23 protein-coding genes and 1 tRNA gene are annotated in these 25,811 nt (G+C 38.9%); 13 read left to right on the top strand and 11 right to left on the bottom strand.

Annotated features, from left to right (window positions below):
* Window positions 1-4: 4 nt before the first annotated feature.
* From AC012T_RS02965 to AC012T_RS02955, 3 genes are all read right to left on the bottom strand, one after another.
* The gene (locus tag AC012T_RS02965; protein ID WP_487062947.1) at window positions 5-889 is read right to left on the bottom strand and encodes a hypothetical protein; all 885 of its coding nucleotides are present in this window, start codon (window positions 887-889) and stop codon (window positions 5-7) included.
* Window positions 890-945: 56 nt separating this feature from the next.
* Window positions 946-1,539, bottom strand: coding sequence for a DUF1517 domain-containing protein (locus AC012T_RS02960; RefSeq protein ID WP_487062945.1), 594 nt, complete (start codon window positions 1,537-1,539; stop codon window positions 946-948).
* Window positions 1,540-1,621: 82 nt separating this feature from the next.
* The gene (locus tag AC012T_RS02955; RefSeq protein ID WP_487062943.1) at window positions 1,622-3,178 is read right to left on the bottom strand and encodes a pentapeptide repeat-containing protein; all 1,557 of its coding nucleotides are present in this window, start codon (window positions 3,176-3,178) and stop codon (window positions 1,622-1,624) included.
* Between the two features lie 81 nt (window positions 3,179-3,259).
* Here AC012T_RS02955 and AC012T_RS02950 point away from each other — a divergent pair, with 81 nt between their 5' ends.
* The gene (locus tag AC012T_RS02950; protein WP_487062941.1) at window positions 3,260-4,099 is read left to right on the top strand and encodes a prephenate/arogenate dehydrogenase; all 840 of its coding nucleotides are present in this window, start codon (window positions 3,260-3,262) and stop codon (window positions 4,097-4,099) included.
* A gap of 201 nt (window positions 4,100-4,300) precedes the next feature.
* On the opposite strand, the gene AC012T_RS02945 is transcribed toward AC012T_RS02950, so the two are convergent.
* Together AC012T_RS02945 and AC012T_RS02940 are read right to left on the bottom strand one after the other, a co-directional pair.
* Window positions 4,301-4,450, bottom strand: a complete 150-nt coding sequence (locus AC012T_RS02945) for a hypothetical protein (protein WP_487062939.1) — start codon at window positions 4,448-4,450, stop codon at window positions 4,301-4,303.
* Window positions 4,447-5,154, bottom strand: a complete 708-nt coding sequence (locus AC012T_RS02940; RefSeq protein ID WP_487062937.1) for an ROK family protein — start codon at window positions 5,152-5,154, stop codon at window positions 4,447-4,449. Before AC012T_RS02940 ends, AC012T_RS02945 begins: the two co-directional genes overlap by 4 nt.
* A 260-nt stretch (window positions 5,155-5,414) precedes the next feature.
* On the opposite strand from AC012T_RS02940, the gene AC012T_RS02935 reads away from it, so the two are divergent.
* Complete coding sequence (locus AC012T_RS02935) at window positions 5,415-5,921, top strand: 2TM domain-containing protein (RefSeq protein ID WP_487062935.1); 507 nt, start codon at window positions 5,415-5,417, stop codon at window positions 5,919-5,921.
* A 518-nt stretch (window positions 5,922-6,439) separates the two neighbouring features.
* Here AC012T_RS02935 and AC012T_RS02930 read toward each other — a convergent pair.
* Window positions 6,440-7,759: an IS4 family transposase gene (locus tag AC012T_RS02930; protein WP_487066422.1), complete on the bottom strand. Its 1,320-nt coding sequence runs from the start codon at window positions 7,757-7,759 to the stop codon at window positions 6,440-6,442.
* Window positions 7,760-8,165: 406 nt separating this feature from the next.
* Between AC012T_RS02930 and AC012T_RS02925 the strand changes: the two genes are divergently transcribed.
* On the top strand, window positions 8,166-10,238 hold the full coding sequence (locus AC012T_RS02925; RefSeq protein ID WP_487062933.1) for a protein kinase domain-containing protein: 2,073 nt from the start codon (window positions 8,166-8,168) through the stop codon (window positions 10,236-10,238).
* Window positions 10,239-10,262: 24 nt separating this feature from the next.
* Here AC012T_RS02925 and AC012T_RS02920 read toward each other — a convergent pair whose 3' ends face one another.
* Window positions 10,263-11,531 carry a tetratricopeptide repeat protein gene (locus AC012T_RS02920; protein WP_487062931.1) on the bottom strand — a complete coding sequence of 423 codons (1,269 nt, stop codon included), beginning with the start codon at window positions 11,529-11,531 and terminating at the stop codon, window positions 10,263-10,265.
* Window positions 11,532-11,742: 211 nt separating this feature from the next.
* On the bottom strand, window positions 11,743-14,439 hold the full coding sequence (locus AC012T_RS02915; protein ID WP_487062929.1) for a CBS domain-containing protein: 2,697 nt from the start codon (window positions 14,437-14,439) through the stop codon (window positions 11,743-11,745).
* Window positions 14,440-14,687: 248 nt separating this feature from the next.
* Between AC012T_RS02915 and psbZ the strand changes: the two genes are divergently transcribed.
* The 8 genes from psbZ (at window position 14,688) to AC012T_RS02875 (ending at window position 20,548) form a co-directional block, all read left to right on the top strand.
* Window positions 14,688-14,876 carry a photosystem II reaction center protein PsbZ gene (psbZ, locus tag AC012T_RS02910; protein ID WP_015216746.1) on the top strand — a complete coding sequence of 63 codons (189 nt, stop codon included), beginning with the start codon at window positions 14,688-14,690 and terminating at the stop codon, window positions 14,874-14,876.
* 197 nt (window positions 14,877-15,073) lie between these two features.
* Window positions 15,074-15,631: a 6,7-dimethyl-8-ribityllumazine synthase gene (gene ribH / locus AC012T_RS02905; RefSeq protein WP_487062927.1), complete on the top strand. Its 558-nt coding sequence runs from the start codon at window positions 15,074-15,076 to the stop codon at window positions 15,629-15,631.
* Between the two features lie 181 nt (window positions 15,632-15,812).
* Window positions 15,813-15,884 (top strand) — tRNA-Gly (locus AC012T_RS02900).
* A 525-nt stretch (window positions 15,885-16,409) separates the two neighbouring features.
* Window positions 16,410-16,817, top strand: a complete 408-nt coding sequence (locus AC012T_RS02895) for a hypothetical protein (protein ID WP_487062925.1) — start codon at window positions 16,410-16,412, stop codon at window positions 16,815-16,817.
* A 4-nt stretch (window positions 16,818-16,821) separates the two neighbouring features.
* On the top strand, window positions 16,822-18,087 hold the full coding sequence (locus AC012T_RS02890) for a glutamate-5-semialdehyde dehydrogenase (RefSeq protein ID WP_487062923.1): 1,266 nt from the start codon (window positions 16,822-16,824) through the stop codon (window positions 18,085-18,087).
* 107 nt (window positions 18,088-18,194) lie between these two features.
* Complete coding sequence (locus AC012T_RS02885) at window positions 18,195-19,385, top strand: hypothetical protein (RefSeq protein WP_487062921.1); 1,191 nt, start codon at window positions 18,195-18,197, stop codon at window positions 19,383-19,385.
* A gap of 16 nt (window positions 19,386-19,401) precedes the next feature.
* Window positions 19,402-20,001: a hypothetical protein gene (locus AC012T_RS02880; protein WP_487062919.1), complete on the top strand. Its 600-nt coding sequence runs from the start codon at window positions 19,402-19,404 to the stop codon at window positions 19,999-20,001.
* Window positions 19,991-20,548: a hypothetical protein gene (locus tag AC012T_RS02875; protein WP_487062917.1), complete on the top strand. Its 558-nt coding sequence runs from the start codon at window positions 19,991-19,993 to the stop codon at window positions 20,546-20,548. The genes AC012T_RS02880 and AC012T_RS02875 overlap by 11 nt, the downstream gene beginning before the upstream one ends.
* A gap of 82 nt (window positions 20,549-20,630) precedes the next feature.
* On the opposite strand, the gene AC012T_RS02870 is transcribed toward AC012T_RS02875, so the two are convergent.
* From AC012T_RS02870 to AC012T_RS02860, 3 genes are all read right to left on the bottom strand, one after another.
* Window positions 20,631-21,704: a fatty acid desaturase gene (locus tag AC012T_RS02870; RefSeq protein ID WP_487062915.1), complete on the bottom strand. Its 1,074-nt coding sequence runs from the start codon at window positions 21,702-21,704 to the stop codon at window positions 20,631-20,633.
* Window positions 21,705-21,917: 213 nt separating this feature from the next.
* On the bottom strand, window positions 21,918-22,973 hold the full coding sequence (locus AC012T_RS02865) for a fatty acid desaturase (RefSeq protein WP_487062913.1): 1,056 nt from the start codon (window positions 22,971-22,973) through the stop codon (window positions 21,918-21,920).
* 257 nt (window positions 22,974-23,230) lie between these two features.
* A complete protein-coding gene (locus tag AC012T_RS02860) occupies window positions 23,231-24,046 on the bottom strand; it encodes an acyl-CoA desaturase (RefSeq protein ID WP_487062911.1) in 816 nt (271 codons plus the stop codon).
* Window positions 24,047-24,156: 110 nt separating this feature from the next.
* On the opposite strand from AC012T_RS02860, the gene AC012T_RS02855 reads away from it, so the two are divergent.
* On the top strand, window positions 24,157-25,386 hold the full coding sequence (locus AC012T_RS02855; RefSeq protein WP_487062909.1) for a methionine gamma-lyase family protein: 1,230 nt from the start codon (window positions 24,157-24,159) through the stop codon (window positions 25,384-25,386).
* Window positions 25,387-25,427: 41 nt separating this feature from the next.
* Window positions 25,428-25,805, top strand: a complete 378-nt coding sequence (locus AC012T_RS02850; RefSeq protein ID WP_487062907.1) for a GxxExxY protein — start codon at window positions 25,428-25,430, stop codon at window positions 25,803-25,805.
* Window positions 25,806-25,811: the final 6 nt, after the last annotated feature.

The raw sequence follows: 25,811 nt of genomic DNA, 5'->3' as shown, positions 1-25,811 counted from the left end.
CCAATTACCTTCTTCTGCTTCTACTACCAAATCCAGAAGACCGGCTACCAGAAGAACGTCCACCGCTACCAAAACTACTACCAGAATTACGACGAGGAGTAGAGTTAGAGTTACCGGAAGGACGGAGAGTACTACCACCAAAACCGGAACCAGTAGCTCTACCTGTATTTGTACGGGGTGTCGTCCGCACCTGACTAGAAGGCCTTCTAATTGTCCCTGTGGTACGGAAAGCAGTGCGATTTCTTACGGCTGCGGGTGGTTCATTGTAGCGAGTGCGATAGCTGGAAACCGCTTGGTCATAAGTAGAACCATATCCACCGTAACCACTCATAATCCCACCTGACTGATAAACAGGAGGCACATAGTACTGAGGTCTAAATAAAAGACTACCAATTGCTTGACCTGCAACATTACCAGCCAAAGAAGCGGCAAAGGGTGTCCAGAAGTTAGATTCTCGGCGAACAACAACGGTTTCCTGTTGTCCTGTTTGGGGATTAGTTTTAGTTTCAGTGACGTTATGAACGTACTCAATTTTAAAATCTTCTGTTAGGTATAAAGCTGGTTCTCCCTTTTCTACTTTTAGGTAAGTTTTTTTACCCTCTTTGATTTCTTCATCAGTCAGCCGTGCCATTTGTAATTTTTCGGTAGCAAAGGTTGGGGGCTGACTATTGAGTAAAAACAGCGTATACTCCCCGTTGGCATCGTTATAAGTGGCTTGTTGTACAGGATACTGTCCATCACTTATCTTGGTGGGGGTAGCAGTTTGGCTAACATTGTTTGTTGCAGATGAAGATGTAGTTTGGTTTCCACCTCCACAGGCGACGGTTGTTAAGCACAAGGTCAGAGATAAAAAGATGACTGTAAATTTACGTGCTATGGTCATGAGCATTACATGATTTTCCTAAAGTGATGAATGCAGGTGGTAAATATAGACTAACCAAAAAGTTATAAGGGAATCAATTCAGGAAAATACTGCAATAACTGATCGTTAGTTAGTTCGTCCCCTAACTGGGCGGGTGAAAAATGCACTTGGATGGCTTGGAGGTTATGTTTGTAGTGTAGATTGATGAGAGCTTTGAAACCTTCCTTTAATGCCTGGATGTTAGAAAGGTCTGTTTCTAATTGCGGTACTTCTCCTTCATAAGCCACTGTCAGCATGACAACTACATTGCGGGTGACAGGGATAGATAAAGGTTCATCGAAACCTGAAGCCGAACTAAAATCTGGTTCACTGAGATATCTTTGGGCTGAGTCGGTAAATAATTCATTGACATAATCTCCTGCTTCTCCTTCGCTCCAAAAAACATCACCTTCATTAGCTGCTGATGTCCAGTAGTCATCATATTGGAGGAGGTTTTGGCAAATTGTGACCAATTCTTCTCCCAAAACTTCCAAATCGCCTTCAGCGTCCATTGCTTGCCGTGCGGCACGATTGAGTACACCGAGAACTGGCGCTACTTCACCCCCGCTTAAGTGCAGAAAGAGACGACAGACGACATAGCGAGTTTTCCCCATCATTCGATTCAAGCGATCGCGCATTTTCTTTTTCCAGTAATTTATTTAGAGTATGCTGAAAAAGTCTTTTCGTGACTCCTGACTCCTGCTGTATTATCACCAATTACTACTGGTTGACGACGTAAAAACCTTGGATAAAATCTATTGCCATCTTTAGCGAAGGCATAATATATTCTGATTCACCTGATGTATCATCGTTGAAACTACTAATAGTCCGATTCACAAATCGTTTACCAAAGTTGGGATGATCATAAACAGTCAAACATCGAGCATTAGAATTTGTTAAAATTGTCTGGGTTGGCGCTTTAAAGAATCTTAATCTCGCGGCTACTTCTAAATTTTTTTTCGTCTGTTTAATGTTTTTAGATTTATGCATAGCTTCCTCTAGTAGGAAGATGAGTTTTTTAACAAGTGCTGGTGATTTAAAATTCTGGTTATTCATCGCTTCTTGACGCATCATATCTACCAACATATAGATATTTTTTTGAGTGGCGCTGGCATCCTTAAAAGGTAGAATTGCCATAAAAGCAGTTGATAATAAATTTTCGTCTTTATCAACTCGAAAAGTAAAAACTGTTCTGCGGCTGCCGTTTTCCACACTAGCTGGTTGTATCATTGCCTCATACTCTTGAGCAATTTGGTAATAAGCACCAGCGAGAACAAAATTTGCCTCATGCTCTAATGGTAGATCAACAATAATCCGAATAGTGGGTGGAGTGGCATTAAAAAAGTCTCGTGATTCATCACCATTAAAATTTTGAATGATTGTGCGATCGCCTGTAGTAGACAAATCAACCCATTCGCATTTTATCCCTTCAGTTTTTAAACCAAAACGAGGGGTAGCATACAGTTTAGAACCAGTTAAGGTACAGCCTGTTAAGTCAGCGCCCATCCATTCAACTTTAATTAATTTGGCTTGAGTTAAATTAGCGTGTACTAAACTCGCATTCGTTAAATTAGCATTACTCAAGTCTGCCCCGGTTAAGTTAGCTCCACTCAGTTTTGCTCCGCTTAAATCTGCCCAACTCAGGTTTGCACCTCTCAAATCTGCCCAACGAAGATTTACCCCACTTAGATCTGCTCCACTCAGGTTAGCCATACAAAAATTGGCTTGTCTGAGTTCACTGTCTCGTAAATTTGCGCCACTCAAGTCACAGGAAGTCAAATCAGAGGCGTTTAAGTTAGCCATTTCTAAATTAGCTTCTTGAAAACAAGCACCTCTTAAGTTGGCTTCGCTCAAATTGGCGTTACGGAGATTTGTTTGTCGAAGTGTAGCTTCTCGTAAGTCAGCATGGTTGAGATTAGCATCATACATATCAGCACGACTGAAGTTAGTGCGGATTAACTCAGCCCGCACAAAAGAAGCATGACGTAGTTGAGCGCGACTAAGATCTGCTCGAATCAAATTGGCAACGTTGAGGCTAGAGTTGTTGAGAATAGCACCAGAAAGATTGGCGCTACTCAGTCTGGCTACATTGAATTTAGTTTCGCTGAAGTTAGCGTCATTGAGAGTTGCACCACTAAGGTTAGCTACGCTCAAATTAGCTTTGCTGAGATTAATGCCGGTTAGTTTAGCACCACTCAAGTTAACTTCTGGTAGGTCAGCGCCACTAAAATCTAAAACTCCCGTCGCATATTTCGCTAGTAATTCCTCTATGGTCATGAATCTACCTCTCAGATGCCAACCTTAATAGTTGGTAAAGTATGCAGAGAATAAGTCAAATTTTAGTTGTCAGCGGTAAAAATGAAAATTGGTATTTTGGGACTGGGATTGATAGGTGGCTCATTAGGATTTGATTTACGTTCCCAAGGAAATCATGTTCTAGGAGTTAGTCGTCGTGAATCAACCTGTAAAAAAGCTATTGATCTCGGTATTGTCGATCAAGCTTCAGTGGAATTGAGCCTGTTGGCTGCTGCTGATATTGTATTTATTTGCACTCCGATAGGACTTATTATTCCCCAAGTTGAACAGTTAATTGCTTATTTGCCTGCAACTACTATTGTGACTGATGTAGGTTCAGTAAAAACACCTATAGTAGCAGGAATTTCTCCGCTTTGGAATAATTTTATTGGTGGTCATCCAATGGCGGGAAATACAGATGCAGGTATAGAAGCAGCACAACGAAATTTGTTTGTTAATCGTCCTTATGTACTGACACCAGTAGCTACAACGCCAACGGATGCAATTTCAGTTTTAGAGGAAATTGTGCGATCGCTAGGTTCTATTATCTACCATTGTCAGCCAGAAAAACATGACCGGGCAGTGAGTTGGATTTCCCATTTACCTGTTATGGTTAGTGCCTCTTTGATGGCTGCTTGTTTGAGTGAAACAGATCCTGAAATTTTTCAATTAGCTCAAAACCTAGCTAGTTCAGGATTTCGTGATACCAGCCGTGTTGGTGCCGGTAATCCAGAATTAGGAGTGATGATGGCACAATATAATCATCAAGCATTGATAAATTCACTACATCAATATCGTCAAAATTTAGATGAATTTATTGACTTGATTTCACAAGAAAAGTGGCTTCTTCTAGAAGACAAACTCAAGTTAAATCAACAAAATCGTCCTAAATTTTTAGACTAGGAGTAATACCGTTTTACTTTAATTATGATACATAAGATATCCTTCCAACCCTCTTAAAAAGGGTGGCAGTTACAAGTATCATCGGTAGGGGCGTATTGCAATACGCCCTTAGTGCATGAAAAAAGTTAAACAATTTTAGATTGTTCAATCAAAAATTGAAAATTCTTCTCCCTCCTTAAACAATTCTCAGAGAAGAAACTACTACTCGAAAGCTCGTAGTTGCGGAATCTGTTGATATTTGCCCAGTTTTTCGAGAATAGCCGCTTCTTTTTCAAAGAAATCCACAATCCGTCGATGGGAATGGTGAGGATGCAGTTGAAGCAGGATTGTTGTATCGGTTAGACAGTTCATTCTCTCCATAAAGCAATACCACCTAATAACCCGGTGATATTAGGAATTAGTTTCACGTTTAAAGGTAAATTCATGTTGACGCGCACAGCTTCACCACCACCGATGTAAAGACAATCATAGTTAAAGAGACGTTGTAAAGATGCGATCGCTCTCTGTAATCGCTTATTCCACTTTTTATCCCCAATCTTTTCTAAAGCAGCACGTCCTAGCTGTTCTTCATAGGTCTCCCCTTTACGAAACGGATGATGTCCCATTTCCATATTTGGAACCAGCTTTCCATCTACAAACAAAGCCGAACCGAAACCAGTACCTAGTGTGATGACTAATTCCACACCTTTACCTGCAATTGCCCCTAGTCCCTGCATATCTGCATCATTAATCACTTTTACAGGTTTATTTAGCTGTTTAGATAGTGTTGTTGCTAAATCAAATCCAATCCAATCAGCATTTAAATTCACCGCTGTTTCTGTGACTCCACTGCGAACCACACCGGGAAAACCTACTGAAACCCGATGATATTCACCTTGAGATGCAGCTAACACAGCAATGGCATTAATCACTACTTCTGGTGTCGCTGGTTGGGGTGTTTCTAACCTTCCCCTTTCTGTTAAAGGTTTCCCAGTGATATCCAAAACCATAACTTTGACACCACTACCCCCAATATCTACTGAGAGTGTGCGAACTGAACCGTTATCTTCCACCATTGGGTTTTTCCCTCTTGCTGCAACTTCTTTCGATATTATGCGCTGCTAAATTCCAGTCAGTAAGATATTTTTTCAGAGTCTTCAGCTTTTAATAATGAGAACGGGAAGGGGGAAGATTATTACCAATTATCAATTAACAATGACACATTACTATAAATCTCTATCGTCACTCTCATTTAGATTTGCTAGTGTAGGAGTAGTGCAAAGATTGCTAATAGCAGCATAGCCGTCTATTCAAAATTATTATCAGAGAAAGCATTATGACGAACTTTGAATCTAACAGTCTGCGTTCCTATAGCCAAGAAGAGGTACAGCAAATTCTACAACTAGCGATCGCTCGTCAAACCAATGATCGTGATCAAGAATTTTCCTATCAACAAATTATAGAAATTGCTGCTGAGTTACAAATATCACCAAATGATGTAAAACAAGCCCAAATTGATTGGATAGCCCAACAAAGTCAAGTACAACAACGTCAAGCTTTTGACCTTTACCGCCGCAGTAAATTTCAAAAACGTTTGGGTAATTATGCTATTGTCAACGCATTTTTAATACTAATTGACTTGCTTGGTGGTGCTAGTCTTTCTTGGTCATTGTACATTTTATTATTCTGTGGTCTAGCGATTTTGCTTGATATCTGGAATACCTTTCAAAGTAAAGGTGAAGAATATGAAATCGCTTTTCAAAAGTGGAATCGTAAGCATCAAATTAAACAAACTCTGAATACAGTTTTGAATAAATGGTTTAAGGCATTCCAGACATATTAAAATAATTCGTAATTCGTCATACCGCTACGCAACAGAAAGCTACGTAATTAATTTTCATGGAAATTTATACCTCCAGAATTAGTAGTATTCAGTTAAAGCAAGATTTATTAGAGAACTCCATAGAATCATTGATCCTGTTTTAATATCATTCAGCTAATACCAGATTAATATGAAGCTGCATAGAATAATTGAACGCGGATGTACGCAGATAAACGCGGATAAAGACAGATAAATCAATGGATTTTAGAATTATGTGCAACTTCACATAAAATTGGTATAAAGTCTGTCCCTGCGAAAGTAGGGGTAATTCATGAATTACCCCTACTTCATTAGATCATATTTTTTATGGGGTTCTCTTATTACATAAAAATAGTAGTTTTGAACACAAAATTTTCTTGACAATTACATTTAAAAATCAAAATTTTAATGAATATTGTGCGCTGATAAGCTGTTACGCATCTAAATTAGATAATCCTAAAATGCTTAAATCCTGTGGGGTGGGCATCTTGCCATTGGTGTCAAGTTAAGGCATCAGCCCAAATGTCAAGAGAGCGAGCAGCCGTTCGTCGGTGACGTTGACGGACGGTCTTGATTAAGCCCATAGAACGATGATGTTCGACAAGCCAAGGAATAAGTTGTAAATCAGGAGCAAGTAAAAGTGCGCGGTGGAAAAAATACAAACTGCGAAAAACCATTTCCACAGAAATGCGTTCTAAAGGTTGTTGTAAAGCAATAGCCACATCAGCACACAAGTCATTGAGGACAGCGTAGAAAATCCAGGTAGCATATATTTGCATCTGTACACCATTAGTGCCACCAACCCACAAATAGGACAAGCCCAATAAACGCTTAGTCAATAAAAATGCGTCCTCAATTCGCCAACGTCGGCGGTATAAATCACAAACCTCCTGTGGTGAAAGCTGTTGTGGGTCAAGAACATTAGTCAAATAATGATACCAAGTCTTACCCCATAATACGGATACTTGGCGCATGGGATAGCGACATGGGTTGGTATGATGCAATCCCATTTGAATAATTTCATCCCTGTAGTGAGAGCTACTAGAAAGTACACGCACTACCTTATATCTGACCTTTTCCTTTTGGCGGGTGAGAACATACTTACCGGCAGCAGTTAGAGAATCAAACCACTCAAAACCATAAAATCCCATGTCTACTATGAGTAAACCACCATCAGGTAAAAGTTCTAACAATGCTTGCCACCAACGAGTCTCATTCCGCTTGGCATCAGCATCATACCAAACTGCTACAGGAATATGAGTGAAAGCTTCTACTACCATCAGCATTTTTCCTGCCAACACTGAACCTGTTTTTTCTTGCAATTGTCCGAAGTGCTTTTTCATGGCTTCGAGTGTTGAGGCATCACAAATCCAAATGGCGGAAAATCTCTGCGCCACTGATGCCCAGGCTGGAGCTAATTCTTTTGCATTCCTTTTTGCTGCTAGACGTTCTACTACTTGCTCAAACATCTTGGCAAATAGATGCGCCGGTAAACTGTTGAGTCTTTGGGACAGAGCTTGCTTGCTGACTTTTGTTGCCTCTACCCACATTAATCCTTCTACTTCTAGGCAGCGCAATACATCTGTTAAGTGTTGTACTTGTCGATATACTAGACTCAGTATTATTGCTGCCATTACTGGTAGGGTTAATACTCTTGAGCGCAAGCTTCGCTCTTTGTCTTTTACCCCTTTGAGGTTGGCAAATGTCCCTGGACTTAATAGCCCAATCAACCGTGATTCTATTTCTTCACTAGCTGGAGCAGGTACGCTAACTTGATGGCGAAAGTCTGGATTCCCTTGTTTTTTCCTTGGTTTACTCATGGCTCTTTTCAACACCCCTGTGTTGACTTTTACCATTTATTTCCCACTCTTGACACAAATCCATTTTTCTTAACTTGACACCAATGGCATCTTGCCCGCCAGACTTATACAAATTAAATGCACAACAGCTTAAATCGCTAACATATACATCCAATATTGTCTTGGCAATTTGACCAGTTTTTCAATTATGCTTGTTGTATGATCATGAAACAATTAATTTTATGACTCTTGTTGTTTTTCTATACTGAGAAAAACATAGTTAGATTTACGAAATTTGAATATAATAAGTAATTCCCCAATCCCTACCAGGTTTATCTACCCTCCAAGTATGCAAGAGTCTATTAAATACAGGGAAAATGCGGAATAAACTTAGCATTATTTATCATGCAGTCACTTTTCTTTGCTCATGATCTGCTGTTTAAATCCCGATTGTCAAAAACCCCAAAACCCAGATGGTAAACAGTTTTGTCAAAGTTGTAACACCCCGTTATTACCACTGTTAAGAAATCGTTTTCGTGTCATCCGAGTGCTTTCAGATGAAGGGGGATTTGGCAGAACTTATCTATCAGAAGATACCGATAAATTAAATGACTGTTGTGTAGTTAAACAATTAGCACCAAAATTTCAAGGAACTTGGTCACAAAAAAAAGCAATGGAGTTGTTTAGCGAAGAAGCAAAGCGACTCCGAGAACTAGGAGAACATCCACAAATTCCTACTCTCTTAGCTTACTTTGAGCAAGATAACTGTTTGTATTTAGTACAACAGTTTATTGATGGAAATAATTTATTAAAGGAGTTACAGTTACGTAAAACCTATAGAGATTGGGATATTCAATCTATTTTGCTAGATTTATTGCCTATTCTCAAATTTATTCATAGTCGAGGAGTTATTCATCGAGATATCAAGCCAGAAAATATTATTCGGCGTAAAAGTGATGGCAGATTAACTTTAATTGATTTTGGTTCTTCTAAACAATTAACAGCCAGAGTTCAGAAAAAAAATGGTACTTCCATTGGTTCACATGGCTATTCTTCAATTGAACAAATCAGAGATGGTAAAGCCTATGCTGCTAGTGATTTATTTAGTTTGGGGGCTACCTGCTTTCATTTGATCACGGGAATTTCTCCTTTTCAATTGTGGATGGAACATGGATATAGTTGGGTAAAAAACTGGCAAGATTATTTGCGATGTCCGCTGAGTCATGAATTAGCACAAATTATTGATAAGCTGTTACAAATTGATATTCAAAATCGTTATCAATCGGCTGATGATGTCATCAAAGATTTGAGTAGACAATATACACATTTATTAGCACCAGCTAGTAATTCATTTTTAGCTGTACCCATTAAAAAGACAGGTGTTTATCCACGAAAATATGTTTGGCTGAGAAATTCACTTTTATTAGTTGCAACAATTTTATTTTTGGGTTTGGGAGAATTTGGTTATAGACATTTTCATCAACTACAAACTGCTATTTTGGCTAGATTTATTTCACCACAAAATAGTACAGCTACTAGTGATGCAATTTTCTATCAATCCCCACAGGAATCTTCAGAGAAATTTTCTTTAGTAAAAACTATTTTTGAACCAAACAATTTAATTTTATCTGTTGCTATTAGTCCAGATTCTCAGACTATTGCTAGTGGTGGTAATGGCATCATTAAATTATGGAATGTGGCTACAGGTAAAGATGTTACATCGCTATCAGGACATATACAAAATGTAAATGTAGTAACTATTAGTCCAGATGGTAAAAATCTAGTTAGTGGTAGTGATGACCAAACAATTAAAATTTGGAACTTAATTACAAAAAAGTTAAGTTATACCCTAAAAAGTCATACTGATTCAGTCCATTCTTTAGCTATTAGTAAGGATGGAAAAACTCTGGCAAGTGCTAGTGATGACAAAACAATTAAAGTTTGGAATTTAGCTACAGGAAAGCTAATTCGGACTCTCAAAGGTCATTCTTACTGGGTGCGATCTGTGGCTATCAGTCCCAATGGTGTTACCCTAGCAAGTGGTAGTTTTGATAAGACGATTAAACTATGGAATATCACTCAAGAAAAGTCAATTCATCAATTAACTCCAAATTCGCAAACGGTGACATCTCTAGCTTTTAGCCCAGATGGTAAAATTCTTGCTAGTGCTAGTCGCGATCGCAAAATAAAATTATGGGATATTGCTACAGGTAAGGAAATTCGCACCCTCACGGGACAAGACAATAATGTAACGACTATTGCTTTTAGCCCAGATGGTAAAATTCTTGTGAGTGGGAACCGCAATTGTATGGAGTGCGATACCTTGAATCAACCCAATCATCATAATATTAAACTATGGGATGTGGCTACAGGTAAGGAATTAAGCACATTGACAGGACATATTAATACAGTCACATCTCTGGCTTTTAGTGCTGATGGTAAAATCTTAGTCAGTGGTGGAGAGGATAATAAAATTAAGATTTGGCGTTTTTCTCAGTAATTCGTAATTAAAAATTAATCAAAACTACTGAAATTTATCGCGTTCCCAATCATCAATCACCTTTTGTAAATACCATTCTTCTGACATTCCTGGATAAACATCTTTTTTTTGTTGAATTAATCTTTGTGCCATTTCCCAATATCCACCAACCATGCGTAACAGTCTTTGACGTAATAGGTTATATGTGGCTTTATTTGTTTCTGGGATAGACGACTTGATTTTTTGTAGGCTATTTAATACTTGTTGATAATTCTGCCAATCTTCTTGTTCACAATAGATACTAGCTGCTTTTTGATAATCTGCAATTGCATTTTGCATTTCTTCTAAAAAAGTGTAGGCAAGACCACGATTGTAGTAAGATAAAGCGTCATCAGGATTAATTTTTAAGGCTTGGGCATAATCTTGAATTGCAGCTAAATAGTTACCCATTGACCGATAGATATTCCCTCTAGCAACATATCCTAAACCATCTTCAGGTTGCATTTTCAGGGCTTGATTCATATCAGCTAATGCCCCTTGATGATCTCCTAATTGAGAACGGGCTTTGCCACGATTTCGATAAACAACAGCATCTTGAAAATTTAGTTGTAATGCTTGATTAAAGTCGGCAATTGCTTCTCGATAATTACCAATTTTACAATATACAACTCCGCGACAGCAGTAAGCTTGGGCATCTTGAGAATCAGCTTTTAATATCCAGTTTAAATCAGCAATTGCTTCTCGTGTATCTCCATGTTCTGCTTTTTCTAATAATTGTGTGAAATAATCCTTAGTAGATATAATTGGTGCAGGCTTTGAATTAACTGGATTTGTGACAGGTTGTGGTTTTGGTTGTAGCTGTTTAATTTTTTCTAAACAGAGACGACAATTTTTTGCATCTTTTTGTTCTAAGTATAATTCTGCGGCTTTTTTGAAATTAGCGATCGCATTTTGAATATTTCCCTGTTTGCGCTGAACTATCCCCCGTAAGTCATAAGCAGCAGCATAATTAAGATTAAGCTGAATCGCTTTCTCTACATCTTCTAGAGAACCAGGTAGATTTTTTAGTGTTAACCTTGCTAAAGAACGACAATAATAAGCTTCTACATTTTTAGGATCTAGCTTGATAGCTTCAGTATAATCAGAGACGGCTTGGAGAATTGTACCTGAGTCATAATATGCCAAACCTCTTTTTACATAAACTGAACTAAAGTAAGGATCGGCTTGTATAACAAGGTTAAAATCTTCTATTGCACCAGCATAATCTTTTTGTTGAGCTTTTTCTAAGCCTCGATTGTAAAATTCCTGATTCATAGGTTTAAAATCATGCAATGTATATGTAGCTTTTCCTAGTCTAATGAAGTACAAAAATATCTGCGTTTATTTGCGTCCATCTGCGTTTAATTATTACTGTGTCTACCTCACTTGAATGGGAATTGCTATAAGTCAGCTAACGGGAAATTTGGGAATTTAGTATTTTTGAGATATTTGAATTTGCATATAAACTTCATATTTTTAGTTTCAATTATCGAGGATAATGGCTTGCTAAAAACTCTAGTGCTTCCGCCTCATTCTTAATGATACCATCTAAAGTAGCGCTGAGTAAATCATCAAGAATTTGTTTGTATAGTGGACTAGGCTTATAACCCAACTGTTTTAAATCATTGCCATTTAACAAAGGTTGTTTGTTTGCTAAATTAGTTAAAAAATACCAAATCTTCCGTCTAATTTTCCTAGGACTTTTTACGGCAATTAAAATCAAAGTTTGTAAATCATATTTTCGTAGTAAATTGACAACTTGACTAGGAGATTGTAAATTTGCTAAAGATGTGATTACCGTTGTTTGCGTTTCTACTAAATTATTTAATCTGGCAATACTATCATCCCCTAATTGCAGATTTTTAGAAACTTTTGCTCTATATTTTGGTTCTAAATGAGCTATTAATACTTCTAAGCGTAGTTGCCAATGATGTAGATTATATTGTTTGTCAAATTTTCGCAAACAAATTTTCAATAAATGTAATTCTTGTAAAATATCAGCATCTAATTTTAAGCTAGAATGGATACACTGCAATGCCCCTAAATTATCTAATAACTCTAAAGCTGATTGCCAATAAGGGGCTTCAAGAATATGTTTTAGTTCTGTTTTTAACCGAGTTTGTAACGCGGGTGTTTTGGTATTTGCTTGGGAAGTGCGATCATAAACACCGCTGTTAATCGCATAACGAATATATTCTTCAGTCCGCTGTTCAATTGCAAATCCAAATCGCACTGCAAAACGAACACCACGATAAATACGAGTAGGATCTTCTATAAAACTATTAGCGTGTAAAGTCCGAATTTGCTTGGCTTGTAAATCTAATAAACCACCAAAAAAATCAAGTAATTCACCAGCACGGGGAGATGTTAGCCTTAATGCCATAGCATTAATAGTAAAATCCCGACGATATAAATCTTGACGAATTGAACTGGCTTCTACTTCTGGATTTGCGGCTGGGTAGGGATAAAATTCTGTTCTAGATGTGGCAATATCTATCCATAATGAGCCTAATTCTGGGTCTTTGTGCCACAATAATGCAGCAGTTTGAAATGCACCATGAATTTCTAAACGAGCATTGGTGTAAATTTGTTGGAGTGCATTTGCTAATTCCACACCTGCACCTACATCTGCCGATTTATGAAAACCATCAACTACTAAGTCAATATCATTAATCATTAAAGTGCCAGTTTCTGCTTCTGCTAATAGCAAATCTCGCACTGCACCACCAACTAAATAAAGATGCCAACCGCGTTTTTCTGCTTCTTTTGATGCGGTGGTGAGTAGTTGCCAAAGTTGGGGAGCTAGTTTATTTTGTAGTTGTGGCAGATTAATATTAATTTCACCATCTTTTTGTATTTCCCCATCAACCACATCTACTTGATGTAATTCCCTTAAAACATCGGTACGGGTGACAATGCCAACGAGATTTTCATTTTCTAATACTGGTAAACGTCCAATATCATAAGTCACCATCAAGGACTCAATTTGTGGCAAGGTGGTATCTGGGGTGATGGTTTTTAAATTAGTTGTCATGTAGCCTTTAACTGGTGCATGACTAAAGCCGTGATGTAAAGCAATATCTAAATCACGTCGAGAAATTATACCAACTAATTGCCCGTGAGGATTGACGACGGATAAACCAGAATGACCATAACGCAATAAAATCCTTTGTGCTTCAGCTATTGTGGTTTCAGGACGAATGGTGCGGACTGGGGAAGACATTAAATCTCTGGCTGTGGGGGGATGGGGAATTTGTGCTTTTAACCCATCTAGAAGTTGCTGTAAGATTGGCTGTGAGTCTTTTGTGCGAATGTTCAGGGAAGCTGCTTGAGAATGTCCACCACCGTCAAATATTTGAAATAAGAGGTTGAGATTTGTACCGGAGATGTGCGATCGCCCAATTACCGTTAATCGCCACTCATCATCGTCACCCAAAGCATATTCATTTGCCAACAATATGGCATCAATTTCTGTTAATTCCACCAATTCTGAAGCTAAACTTGATAACCCTGGCACAAAACAATCTGTTTTTAATGTCACCCAAGCAATAGTATATCCTCGTAGACAAATATAATCTAAAGTTTCTAAAGCCTGAGTTAATAATTGTTGTAATTGTGGCGATAAACCAGGATCACAATAAGTGGAAATTACTGATAAACTTGCCCCCTGTTGCATCAACCACGCCAACGCTAAAGCATCTCTGGGTGTAGATTGGTCATAAGTTAACGAACCTGTATCGACATGAATACCCAAAGCCATCACAGTTGCTTGGGCAGAATTTAAAGAAATATGACGTTTTTGTAATTCTTCCACCATTAAGGTAGTCGTAGCGCCCACTTGATCAACATATAATTGCGTCGTGGGAATATCGCTATCTTGTCCGAGGTGATGGTCATAAACTATAATTTCTTGGACATTGGGTAAATCGAACCATTCAGCAGCTTTGCCCAAGCGATCGCGCTGTTGAGTATCCACAACCCTCAAAGAACGAATCTTTTCTGGATTTACCGCACGTCTTTCAATCAGCGGATACTCATCCCGATGCAACGCTAAAAAATCTCTCACAGGTGGATGCGCTCCCCCTGTCAACACAATCTTACTACCTGGCAGCAGACAAGTTAACCCAACAGCCGCCCCCAAAGCGTCAAAATCAGCAGTTGTATGGCAAAGAATTAAATCCATAGGGAATAGGTGACAGGTGACAGGTGACAGGTGACAGGTGACAGTAAAGAAAGCAGAGAGGGAGAAGCAGGAGAGATCATGACTAATGACCAATGACAATTGATCATCTGTTACAAACCGGACGTAAAATATTAATGGTTCAGAAGACCAAGTGGGCTTCACAGGGGTCACTGAACAACCCAGTCTGTCCATCATACAGCGACAGTCTTGGGACAATTTACGATATCGCTGTGTTGGGGAAAGTAAAAATGACCTTAGTATTCCAATTTGCTTTAGTATCTCTAGTTCTGATGTCTTTTGTCCTAGTTGTTGGTGTACCTGTTGCTTACGCTACACCTCAAAATTGGGTAGAATCTAAAAAACTGCTGTGGGTTGGTTCTGGAGTCTGGACTGTCCTAGTGCTTTTAGTCGGTATATTAAACTTTTTTGTGGTGTAGGCGACGGCTGCAAACAGGCACAAGCACATAACATAAAAAACTAGAGGGGCAGAAAAGTTAACGTAGAAGGTTAGAGAAGAAACAGAGAAATTTTCTTTTTCCTGATGCCTTTTTCCTAAACGTGCTTTCCTGCTCCTCTATCTTGAACACAGAAAAGTGTATTGGCTAAGAATTTATAATTAATTTAAGAGGCAGTCATGGCAGTTTTTGAGGGAAATTTTACTCAAACAGAGCCTTTGCGGTTTGCAATGGTGATTGGTCGATTCAATGACTTAGTTACTCTCAAACTGGTAGAAGGATGTCAAGATTGTCTAAAACGTCATGGTATAAATCCTGATCCTCAAGGCAATCAAGTAGACTATGTTTGGGTTCCAGGCAGTTTTGAAGTTCCTACCGTAGCTCGCCAGTTGGCACTCTCCCAACGTTATGATGCCATAATTTGTCTCGGTGCGGTAATTAAAGGACAAACACCTCATTTTGATTATGTATCGTCTGAAGTAGCTAAAGGTATTGCTGCTGCGAGCTTTCAAACTGGTGTACCCGTGATTTTTGGCATTTTGACAACGGATACAATGCAGCAAGCATTAGAGCGAGCAGGAATTAAAAGTAATCATGGTTGGGATTATGCCATGAATGCCATAGAAATGGCCAGCCTGATGCGTAATTTACGCTCTAACCTAGCAGAACCCTATGCTCGTAATGCCCAATCTTTACCAGCTGCAATGCAAAACCCCGTAGAATCAGAGGTGGTTTAGGGACTGGGGAGCAAGTCAGTACAAAGCGATGAGTAACGAGTAATGAGTAGGAAAGAAAGTCAACTACTTGGTACTCGGTACTTGGTACTTGGTACTCACCAATTACCCATTACCAAAAAAAATAAATTTAGGGGTTGACAAACTGGGATAAAGCTGAGATACTGATATTAATGTGAAAGTTGCGGGTATAGCTCAGTGGTAGAGCGCAACCTTGCCAAGGTTGATGTCGCGCGTTCGAATCGCGTTACCCGCTTTTCAAAAAATAATATCAAAGTAAAACTCAGGTTGTTTGACATCCGAGATTTATTGCCTAATCACAGAAAACTAATAGGCAAGGTAAATTTGGTTTTTTATCCCGTAGCGCCAGCATATTTAAGTTTTACGAGGATATCAATAGACATCTCCGAAAAAGAATGTAGTAGAGACGTTCCACCGGAACCTCTCTACAAGGGTTTTAAGGCACGTACATTTAATTACTGGGGATGTTTAATGTAGCTAAAATTCTTCAAGCTGGGTATTTTGTCAAGTTAAAAATAGCGACATCAATGCAGCCAGAAATATACTAGAAGTAGTCCTGACTGTGGCGATATTCACCACGACTAAAATTAACTGATGAAAGCTGCATTTAACTAGTGTGAGGTTTTCCTCCTGGCAGCAGCTGCTGTGGAAAACTCCGCTAATGAGGCTGATTTGTAGAAATAAGTAATCCAAGAAGCAATTCTGGGAATCACTACCAAAAACTGTTAAGAAAAACTCGCTCAAGTTATTTATATCGCTTGTGCCATCTCAAAAACCTGAAAAAATAGATTTCAATACTGAGTATAGCTGTCCTTGCCGTCGCCGGGGTCAGTTAATACCGATTACGCTGACAGAAGCCTTTGGTTGCGATCGCTGTCAGCAAATATTCGTTGTCGAAGATAATGGCTATATATTGGAGCAACTTTCCACCACCTATCCTTATAAAAGGGCTTGGCGCTGGACAGGGAATAGCTGGAATGTGATCCAACCCAGGTTGGGAGAAAGTTATTTACCGATAGCTTTAGGCATTATTTTTGTGCTAGTGATTATATGGCTACCATTAGCACTACGATTGGCAAATGGCTCTAGCATTATTGCTTGGGCGATAGTCGCTGTGCTATTGGCTATTTTGCCAGCAATTATGGTCTGGCTTACCTACAGACGTTAACTCAATGACCGTTGAAGCTTTTGATGATTGCCCCGAACCCATGAACAGCGCCAAACGCGCTTATCAAGCTTCCCTGAAGTTAGGGATTACCAAAGGGGCAGACCGAAGCCGTGCTGTGCTGGCAATGGCACAGGCGCTAGAATATTCATTCGACGATATTCTCGAAGCCAATACATTGGATTTAGAAGCAAGTCGAGAAATGGCAGTCTCAGAATTAATATTGGATTGGCTGAAGCTAACTCCCTCAAGGTTAGAGAATACAGTGGCGATTCTCCAACGCTTGGGGGAATTATCTGATCCGCTACGACGAGTGAGAACTGCCGATTATCAACAAGAAGATTCTCAGAGTTATACCCAGTTGATGCCTTTGGGTGTGATTGGATTTATTTATGAGGCTTTTCCCGATTTGGGTGCGATCGCAGCTGGGTTTTGTATTAAAACTGGTAATAGTATTATTCTTAAAGGTAGTACAGAAGCCAGTCATTCCAATGCTGCAATCGTAGAAGTACTGCAAAATGCTATTACTGAAGTCGGTTTACCAGCAGGTTGTGTAGAACTAGTTACCGCCGAACATGGTGCTTCTATTCGAGATTTAGTTACTCAAGATCAATATCTAAGCTTAGTCATTCCCTACGGACGTTCTAGCTTAATCCAACAGGTGGTAAGACAAGCAACTTGTCCAGTTTTAAAATCAGCGATGGGTAATTGTCACCTGTACTGGTCGCTCAATAGTAGCTTGGAAATGGTGCGCTGGATGATTCTTGATAGTCATGAGAGTGAACCAGATCCAGTCAACGCCATTGAAAAAGTGCTGATTCATCGTCAAGCTTTACCATCTTCATTGTCTGTATTGTGGAATAGCTTAAAAGACAAAGGCTTTGAACTGAAAGCAGATGCAGAATTAGTGGAGGCTTTTCCCCAGTTACAGTTAGCCAAAGATGGAGAATGGGGAACACCGTATTTAACGAAAACAGTAGCTTTTAAATTGGTGGATAGCTTAGAAAGTGCGATCGCTTGGATTAATCAATATAGTAGCGGTCATGCCGATTGCATAGTCACAGAATCCTACCAAGAAAGCCGCCAATTTGCTTTAGGAGTAAATAGCGCCTCTACCTATATCAACGCATCCCCGCGTTTTGCCCGCAACTCCTCACGGGGAGACGCAGTATTTTTGGGAATGTCGAATCAAAAAGGACATCGTAGGGGATTTATTAGTTTGGAGACTTTGACAACAGTGAAGCACATTGTCCAGGGAAATGGACGGTTTTAGTAGTGAGCAGTGAGAAGTACAACTGTTATTCATTTAAAATAGTCATTAAAGATATTCAGCTATTTCTCACAGTACCCACAACTTCGTAAATAGAGAATTTAATTTATATGTCTAATCGACTAAAGCTTTTTAGAGAAAGAATGGCTGCTTTTGAGGGTGCAGCAAATCCATCAGAAGCAATTGAAAGTGGTTATTATGTCCACGCACCAGGAAAATTATTGGTAGATGAGATATCAGGACGAATAGCTTTACGTCCTTCATCTTCACATCTTCTTTTAGGAGGAATTGGATCTGGTAAAACAACTCAATTATTAGTTGCTTGTCAGCAAATTAATGAGATAGAAGATACTCATGCAATATACGTAGATGTTAGTTTATATACATATATTTCCAAAATAACCACTGGTGTTCTAACTGCAATTGCAGGTATAGAACTTGCTGAATTAATGAAAGATAGTGAAGATGAACATATTATACAATCCATTGATTTAATTCGTAAGCGGGCAAATGGTTATACATACTATGATTATGATGATGACTACTATGACGAGCCTGACGGTTACGAACGGTTGATCAGCGTAAAAGGTATTATTCCCAAAAAAGTAGAGGGATATGGAATAAATTTAGAGTTAGTAGAAACAATTAAAAAATTAGCTAAACTTACCTCTGAAAAGTATGGAAATCTGGTTATTTTATTTGATGGATTAGATAGACTTGATGATGCTAAAACATTTATGCAGCTTGTGTATTCAGATGCAAAAGCAATATCATCAGCGGGTATTGGTCTAGTATTAGTAGGTTCATTAACTGCAATTTATGGTAACTATCATGATACAGTTGATAAGAGTTTAGACTATTTCTGCTATCAGCCATTTTTTGATGTGGAAAACGACCCAGAAGCTTATAATTTCTTTGAAAAAATAATTCAAACTAGATCATCCGAAGATTTTATAGGAGAATCAGCAATTAAACCTCTTATCCTATTTTCTGGTGGAGTTTTACGAGACTTTATTAGCTTAACACAAGCATCTATTCAGGAAACATATATATCAGGTGAAGAGAAAGTAAAAGAACAGCAAGTTTTAAAAGCAGTTGATTCAACTGGTAGAAATCAATTACTTGGTATATCAGACAACGAACTGAAAATTATTAAGCAGATTCTTAAAACAGGAACATTCATTCCTAGAACTGAAGAAGATTTGAGATTACTTGTAAGACGAGTAATTCTTGAATATAGATATCCAAAACTACGTTATGCAGTTCATCCAGCTATCAAACTATTAATTCAACAAATTTAGATTAATGTAAAATTCTATGATTAATTTACCTAAATCACTCTCTATTGATGAATTTTTACAGAGAACTAGCTCACAACCGACCAAAGGAAATACTTGGTCAGTCCTAATTGCTTCAAATTTAGATAGTCAACAATTAGTAGATGATTTACAAGAAACTATGAGCATTTTTGCAGAATGTGAAGTAGGTTGTTTATCTGCTAATGATGAAACTAATGTTTTTGTAGATAAAATCATCAATACAACTGAAGATTATTTAATTCTTTGGAACTTTGAAGAATGGGATAAAAATAATTGGTATGAATTTGATTGTATGCGAAGTTCCTTAATGAGAAAACGCGGTGTAGTTCTGATTTTATCTCCAGAATCAGCAAAAACGATGTTTTCTTATGCTCCAAATATTGTAAGTTGGATCGGTTCTAGTGTATATTCATTTTTAAAAGATACAGAATTACTCAGTGTTGAAGAAATTCAGGAAAGACTAGCGACACTTCAAGAATGGTCAGGTTTAACTGACCTTCAAATAATTGAAATGGCTGAAATGCGAACTTTACCACCTGAACCTGAATATGCTGAATGGCTTGTGCTTCTGGAACGGGGGGATTTAATTGAACAATAAAAATGACTGGGAGCAAATTTGTGAGGATGTACAAGAACGTTTAATAAAAACGACTCCTCTAACTGTAAAAAGTGCTAACATCCTGCGGAGTGAGATTTTAAAGTGTTTAACAAAAGCCTGTGATGATCAGCGTTTAAACAAAGAATACTATTCTAAAATTTATGAACTACTCAAAAAGACACCAAAAAGTAAAGGAATTATTGAAATAACTGGAGGACAGCGAAACTTTAAGCGACTCAAAAATATTCCGCATTTTGAAAGATTTGATGGTTGCTGGTTTGATTTTGCAATTTTAGTTAACGAAAATATTAAACCTGCCCAAATTATTGCATTCGACCTTGAAATTAGATTTTTAGAAGACAACCCAACAAAATTTTTACGTTTTGATCTCAACTTACCAGAACATAATAATGATGATAAAGGAAAACGATTTCATCTACATCCAGGTAATGATGATTTAATGATTCACGCTTCCCCAATGTCACCACTAGAAATTCTGCATTTATTTTTATATGATTTAAAAATGCCTGAACGTCCTCGCATTTGATGAAAAAAACAATTAAACATAAAAATAGGGACACTGCAATGCTGTATCCCTAATAACTTGATATACAAGGAAAAATTAGCCTTTAGCTAACTTTATTCTTAGAAGTGTAGTAAACCTTATTTCCCGTATCTGGAACAAAATGACAACTGATAGCAGAACGCCATAAAGACTTCCAAACTGGTTCTTTAGACTCGAAAAAGTACTCACCCATAATCGGTTTAATCGCCTTAGTTGCCTTCAACAAATTGTAATGAGGCATATTCAGGAAAATGTGGTGAGCAACATGAGTACCGATATCGTGATGGATATGATTTACAAAACCGTAATCTCTATCAATACTAGAAATCGCACCTTTCAAGAAAGTCCATTCTTCCCCACGATACCAGGGAATTCCCGGCTCAGTGTGATGTAAAAATGTCACCAAATCCAGCCAAATGATAAACACAATATATGGAGCAGCGTAGTATTTTAACAACCACATCCAACCCCATTGGTAGGTGAGGAAACCTAACAAAGCTACAAAGCCAATCCAGAGTGTTGTGCTAGTGATAATATCCCATTTTTCCGCAGGCTTGAAAAGAGGGCTACTGGGTGAAAAGTGAGAGCCTTCTTTACCAGGAGAACGCTTAAACAAATACACTGGATAAGCTAATAAGAATAGATAAAAACGTCCTATTCTTTGTAATAAAGGCATCTCGTCGTATTCTGATTCAGATACAGGATACCAGCTTTCATCATTCTCCAAGCTGCCTGTATTTTTGTGGTGAGTTCTGTGACTAATTCTCCAGCCATGATAAGGAACTAAAATGGGAGTGTGGGAGAGATGACCAACCAAATCATTTAGCCATTTATGTTTAGAAAAAGATTGGTGTCCACAGTCATGACCAACTACAAATAAAGCCCAAAACATTGTTCCTTGCATGACCCAGAAAATTGGCCAGAAATACCAAGAATCTAGATAATTAGCAACTGCATAAAGCAGACCGATAATCAAGATGTCACGGAAAAAATAATAAAGTGATTTAATCACACTTGGCTGAAAACATTCAGCAGGAATGGCTGCTTTCAAGTCCTGAAGGGTAAAGGGTAACTTGGTTGTTTCCTCAGATGATTCAGAGCTATTTGGCTGATTGAGATTGATTATATCTAGTTGCACTGGATTTGGTGATTTGATGTAAAGCGAAACTTAATTTTGGTGGTAATTGATATTACCTTAATCTATGCCAAATTGGGGAAATTTTTAAGACTTCACCAACTTAAAATCAGGTAAAAGCTGGCAATTTACTTCAGAATATTTCTGCGTGAAAAATTGCCATAAATAAATTCAAGAGGATGAAAGTTAAATTCCTAACTCATCCTGAATTATTAATTATTTACCTGCGTAATGTTCTGAGAAAGTCTTATAGCCCACATCAGTTGTGTAGAGTTGACACTCGTCTGTAATTTGCTTCATTAAAGACCAAGAGAACTTACATTCATCATGTAAATAACTGCTCCAATTTTCTTTAATGCTGCTGTAAGCCAACCGCAAATTATAAGAAGGAATGGCAGTAGAAATATGATGGGGAACGTGAACGTTGATATCGTGGCAAAGAATTTCTACCCAACGAGGATAATCACAATGGATTGTACCGAATAACTGTGCTAACGCCTCGTTCCATTTGTCAGCAGTTGTAAAAGGAACATCAGCAATAGTGTGGTGAACAATTGTGAATGTACTCATCCAGAAATGGTAAACCATCCAGGGTATAAACCAGAATTTGATAAATCCCCAAATACCAGTTGTAGCAATGAGTGTGGGGAAAACGATAGCTGCAAATATGACAACAACAGCTACAGAAAGCTTGACGCTAGATTGTTCTTTGGGTTGAAATTTGCGTGCGTCAAAATGCACAACAGCCCAATGTCCGATAGAACCTACCCACCATAGGCGTTTCTCCATGAACAATACAAAAGCTGACTGTCTGGTTTTATCCCAACTTTCAAAAACTTCTGGTCTAATGGGATGCCAAGCGTTATCTTCATCCAGCTTGTTTGTATGTTTATGGTGATAATTATGTTTAATGCGCCAACTATGGAATGGGTAAATTAAGAACATCATGAAGAAATGTCCGACTAAATCATTTACCCAACGACGGTTGGAAAAAGAACGATGACCGCAGTCATGTCCGATAACGAAAAAACCTGTTAAAGCAGTTCCTGTAAAAATCCAAGCTAGAGGTAACAGAAACCAAGGAGAAATCGCCAGGAAAAAGTAGCCTAAACCAGCCATGAAGAGACTAAGTACTACTTGTGTCCAAGCCTTGCGACTATTTTTCTGAAAACATTCTTTTGGCAGACTTTTGATAATATCTTTAAGCTTCAGGTCGGAATTACCAAGGTCTGTAGAAACGTTATTGATCTGGCTGTTAATTGTTGTAGTCATGAATACCTGAAAAAGAACAAAAATTCCCTACAAAGCCACTAAAAAGTAACTAGTCGCAAAGTTTTGTAACATTAATTCTTCGGATTATAGCAAGCTAAGTTACACTAACGCACTTGTAAAAAAAAATTGCTAAATTTTCCGAATTTGCAAAAAAGTTTTTGTGAAAAATATCAATACTCACAAGTTAAAAGCCAATAATCGCAAGTCAAAAAATAATTGACTATATGACTATTGACTGTATGAATATTGACTATGATTTACTGCTTGCGATCAGCCAGCTTCACATTTGTAGCTAGGCCAAGTAATTGCAGTAATTGAATTGTCATCCAAGTCATATCAATTTCCCACCATTCTAAGCCATGACGGGCTGAGTATTGAAAGGCATGGTGGTTATTGTGCCAGCCTTCCCCAAATACTAGTAGGGCTACCCACCAGCAGTTAGTGGATCTATCACCAGATTCATGACTGCGATAGCCAAATTGATGTGTAGCACTGTTAACCAACCAGGTACAGTGGTAAACCCAAACAATACGAAAGAAAATTCCCCAAACAACAAAAGACCAGCCACCTAAGAAAAATAGTGCTATACCCAAAGCAATTTGTAAGAAAATGAAATTTTTCTGTAAAAACTGATAAACTGGGTCATCTATGATGTCTTTAGTGAAACGGGGAACTTCATCATGAGCCGGAGCGAAATGAATCATCCAGCCCATGTGGCTCCACCAGAAACCTTTATTTGAATCATGGGGATCTTTTTCTGTATCCGAGTGCAAGTGATGGATACGGTGTGTACCTACCCACTCAATTGGCCCGCCCTCACAGGAGAATGTCCCAAAAATAACTAGGACATACTCTAACCATTTGGGTGTTTGAAAACTACGGTGGGTAACAAGACGGTGATATCCGAGGGTAATGCCTAAACCACCAGTCACCCAGTAGAGAAATAATGCGACACCAACGGCGTTCCAGCTAAAGTTACTAGGAACCAAAGCGAATAAAGCGCCGACGTGGAGTCCCACGAAAAATAGGGTGTTAACCCAGTTAATTTGAGGTTTAGAAGTAGCAATTGTCATGCAATATCCTGAATAGAAAATTGTTTAGCCCCGTCTGCGCGATCCGTTCGAGTAGCTAGGCGCTACGCGCCATAAATCCGCATATCTATATTTTTTTGAATGAGGAAACAATGAACAGCTTAGAAAAGCTGCGGCAAGCAGAACAGGCACTATTAGAGATTTTTTCTGGTATTGACGCTCAGGTCAAGCATAATCTTAAACGAGTACTAGATAGTTTCCGTAATCACCGTGTGGGCGCACACCATTTTGCAGGTGTAAGTGGTTATGGACATGATGATTTCGGACGAGAAACTTTAGATAAAGTATTCGCTGAAGTGATGGGTGCCGAGGCTGCGGTGGTGCGAGTGCAGTTTGTTTCGGGAACTCATGCGATCGCCTGTGCGCTGTTTGGTGTACTCCGTCCTGGAGATGAAATGTTAGCAGTAGTTGGTTCTCCCTACGATACGCTTGAAGAGGTGATTGGCTTGAGAGGACAAGGCCAAGGTTCCCTAATTGATTTTGGCATAAATTATCGACAATTGGAGCTAAATTCTGAAGGAACAGTGGATTGGCAAACCTTAAGCACTAGCATCACTGATAGTACACGGTTAGTGTTAATCCAGCGTTCCTGTGGTTATTCTTGGCGGCCGAGTTTGTCAATTGCGGATATTGCGAAGATTGTCCACCTAGTCAAACAGCAAAATCCCCAAACCATTTGTTTTGTAGACAACTGCTACGGCGAATTTATTGAAACCCAAGAACCGACAGCCGTAGGTGCTGATTTAATGGCGGGATCATTGATAAAAAATCCTGGTGGAACTATCGTCAGTGCGGGTGGGTATATTGCAGGTAGGGCTGACTTAGTAGAAGCTGCGGCTTGCCGCTTAACAGCCCCTGGTATTGGTAGTGCTGGGGGTGCTACCTTTGATCAAAATCGCCTCTTATTCCAAGGATTATTTTTAGCACCGCAGATGGTAGGTGAGGCCATGAAGGGAACGTACCTCACAGGTTATGTATTTGACAAACTCGGTTATCCCGTTAACCCTGCACCCTTAGCGCCACGGGGGGATGTGATTCAAGCGATTAAACTGGGTTCTGCCAAAAAACTGATTGCCTTCTGTAAAGCCATCCAACAGTCTTCACCCATTGGTTCTTACTTAGACCCCGTTCCTGATGATATGCCGGGGTATGAGAGCCAGGTAGTGATGGCTGGGGGGACATTTATTGAGGGGAGTACCTTGGAATTATCGGCAGATGGGCCGTTGCGTGAGCCTTATATTGTTTATTGCCAGGGGGGGACTCATTGGACTCATGTAGCGATCGCACTCCAAGCAGCTATTGAGGCTGTGGGAGAGGCATGAATTAAGATTCTTGCACGCAGAGGCGCAGAGGCGCAGAGAGTATGATTGAGAATGAGATTTCGGGAGTTATTGTTGATGTGGCTTACAAGGTTCACACTACTTTGGGTCCTGGTTTGTTGGAGTCTGTCTATGAGACGGTGATGGATGTTGAGTTGAGGAGGCGAAAGTTGGAGGTGAGAAGACAGGTAATTATTCCCATCATCTATGAGGGCGTTGTTTTGGAGGAGGGTTTCCGGGCTGATTTGATAGTTGAAGACAAGGTGATTGTCGAACTTAAATCAGTGGAAAATCTCCATCCTGTACACAAAAAGCAGCTATTAACCTATCTACGCCTTGCTGATAAGAAAGTCGGATTACTAATCAACTTTAACGTCTCACTCATCAAAGACGGTATCACACGCATAGTCAACAAACTCTAAAAACTC

The organism is Anabaena sp. EIM26, assembly GCF_057568715.1.
This window is presented reverse-complemented; position numbering and strand designations above follow the sequence as displayed.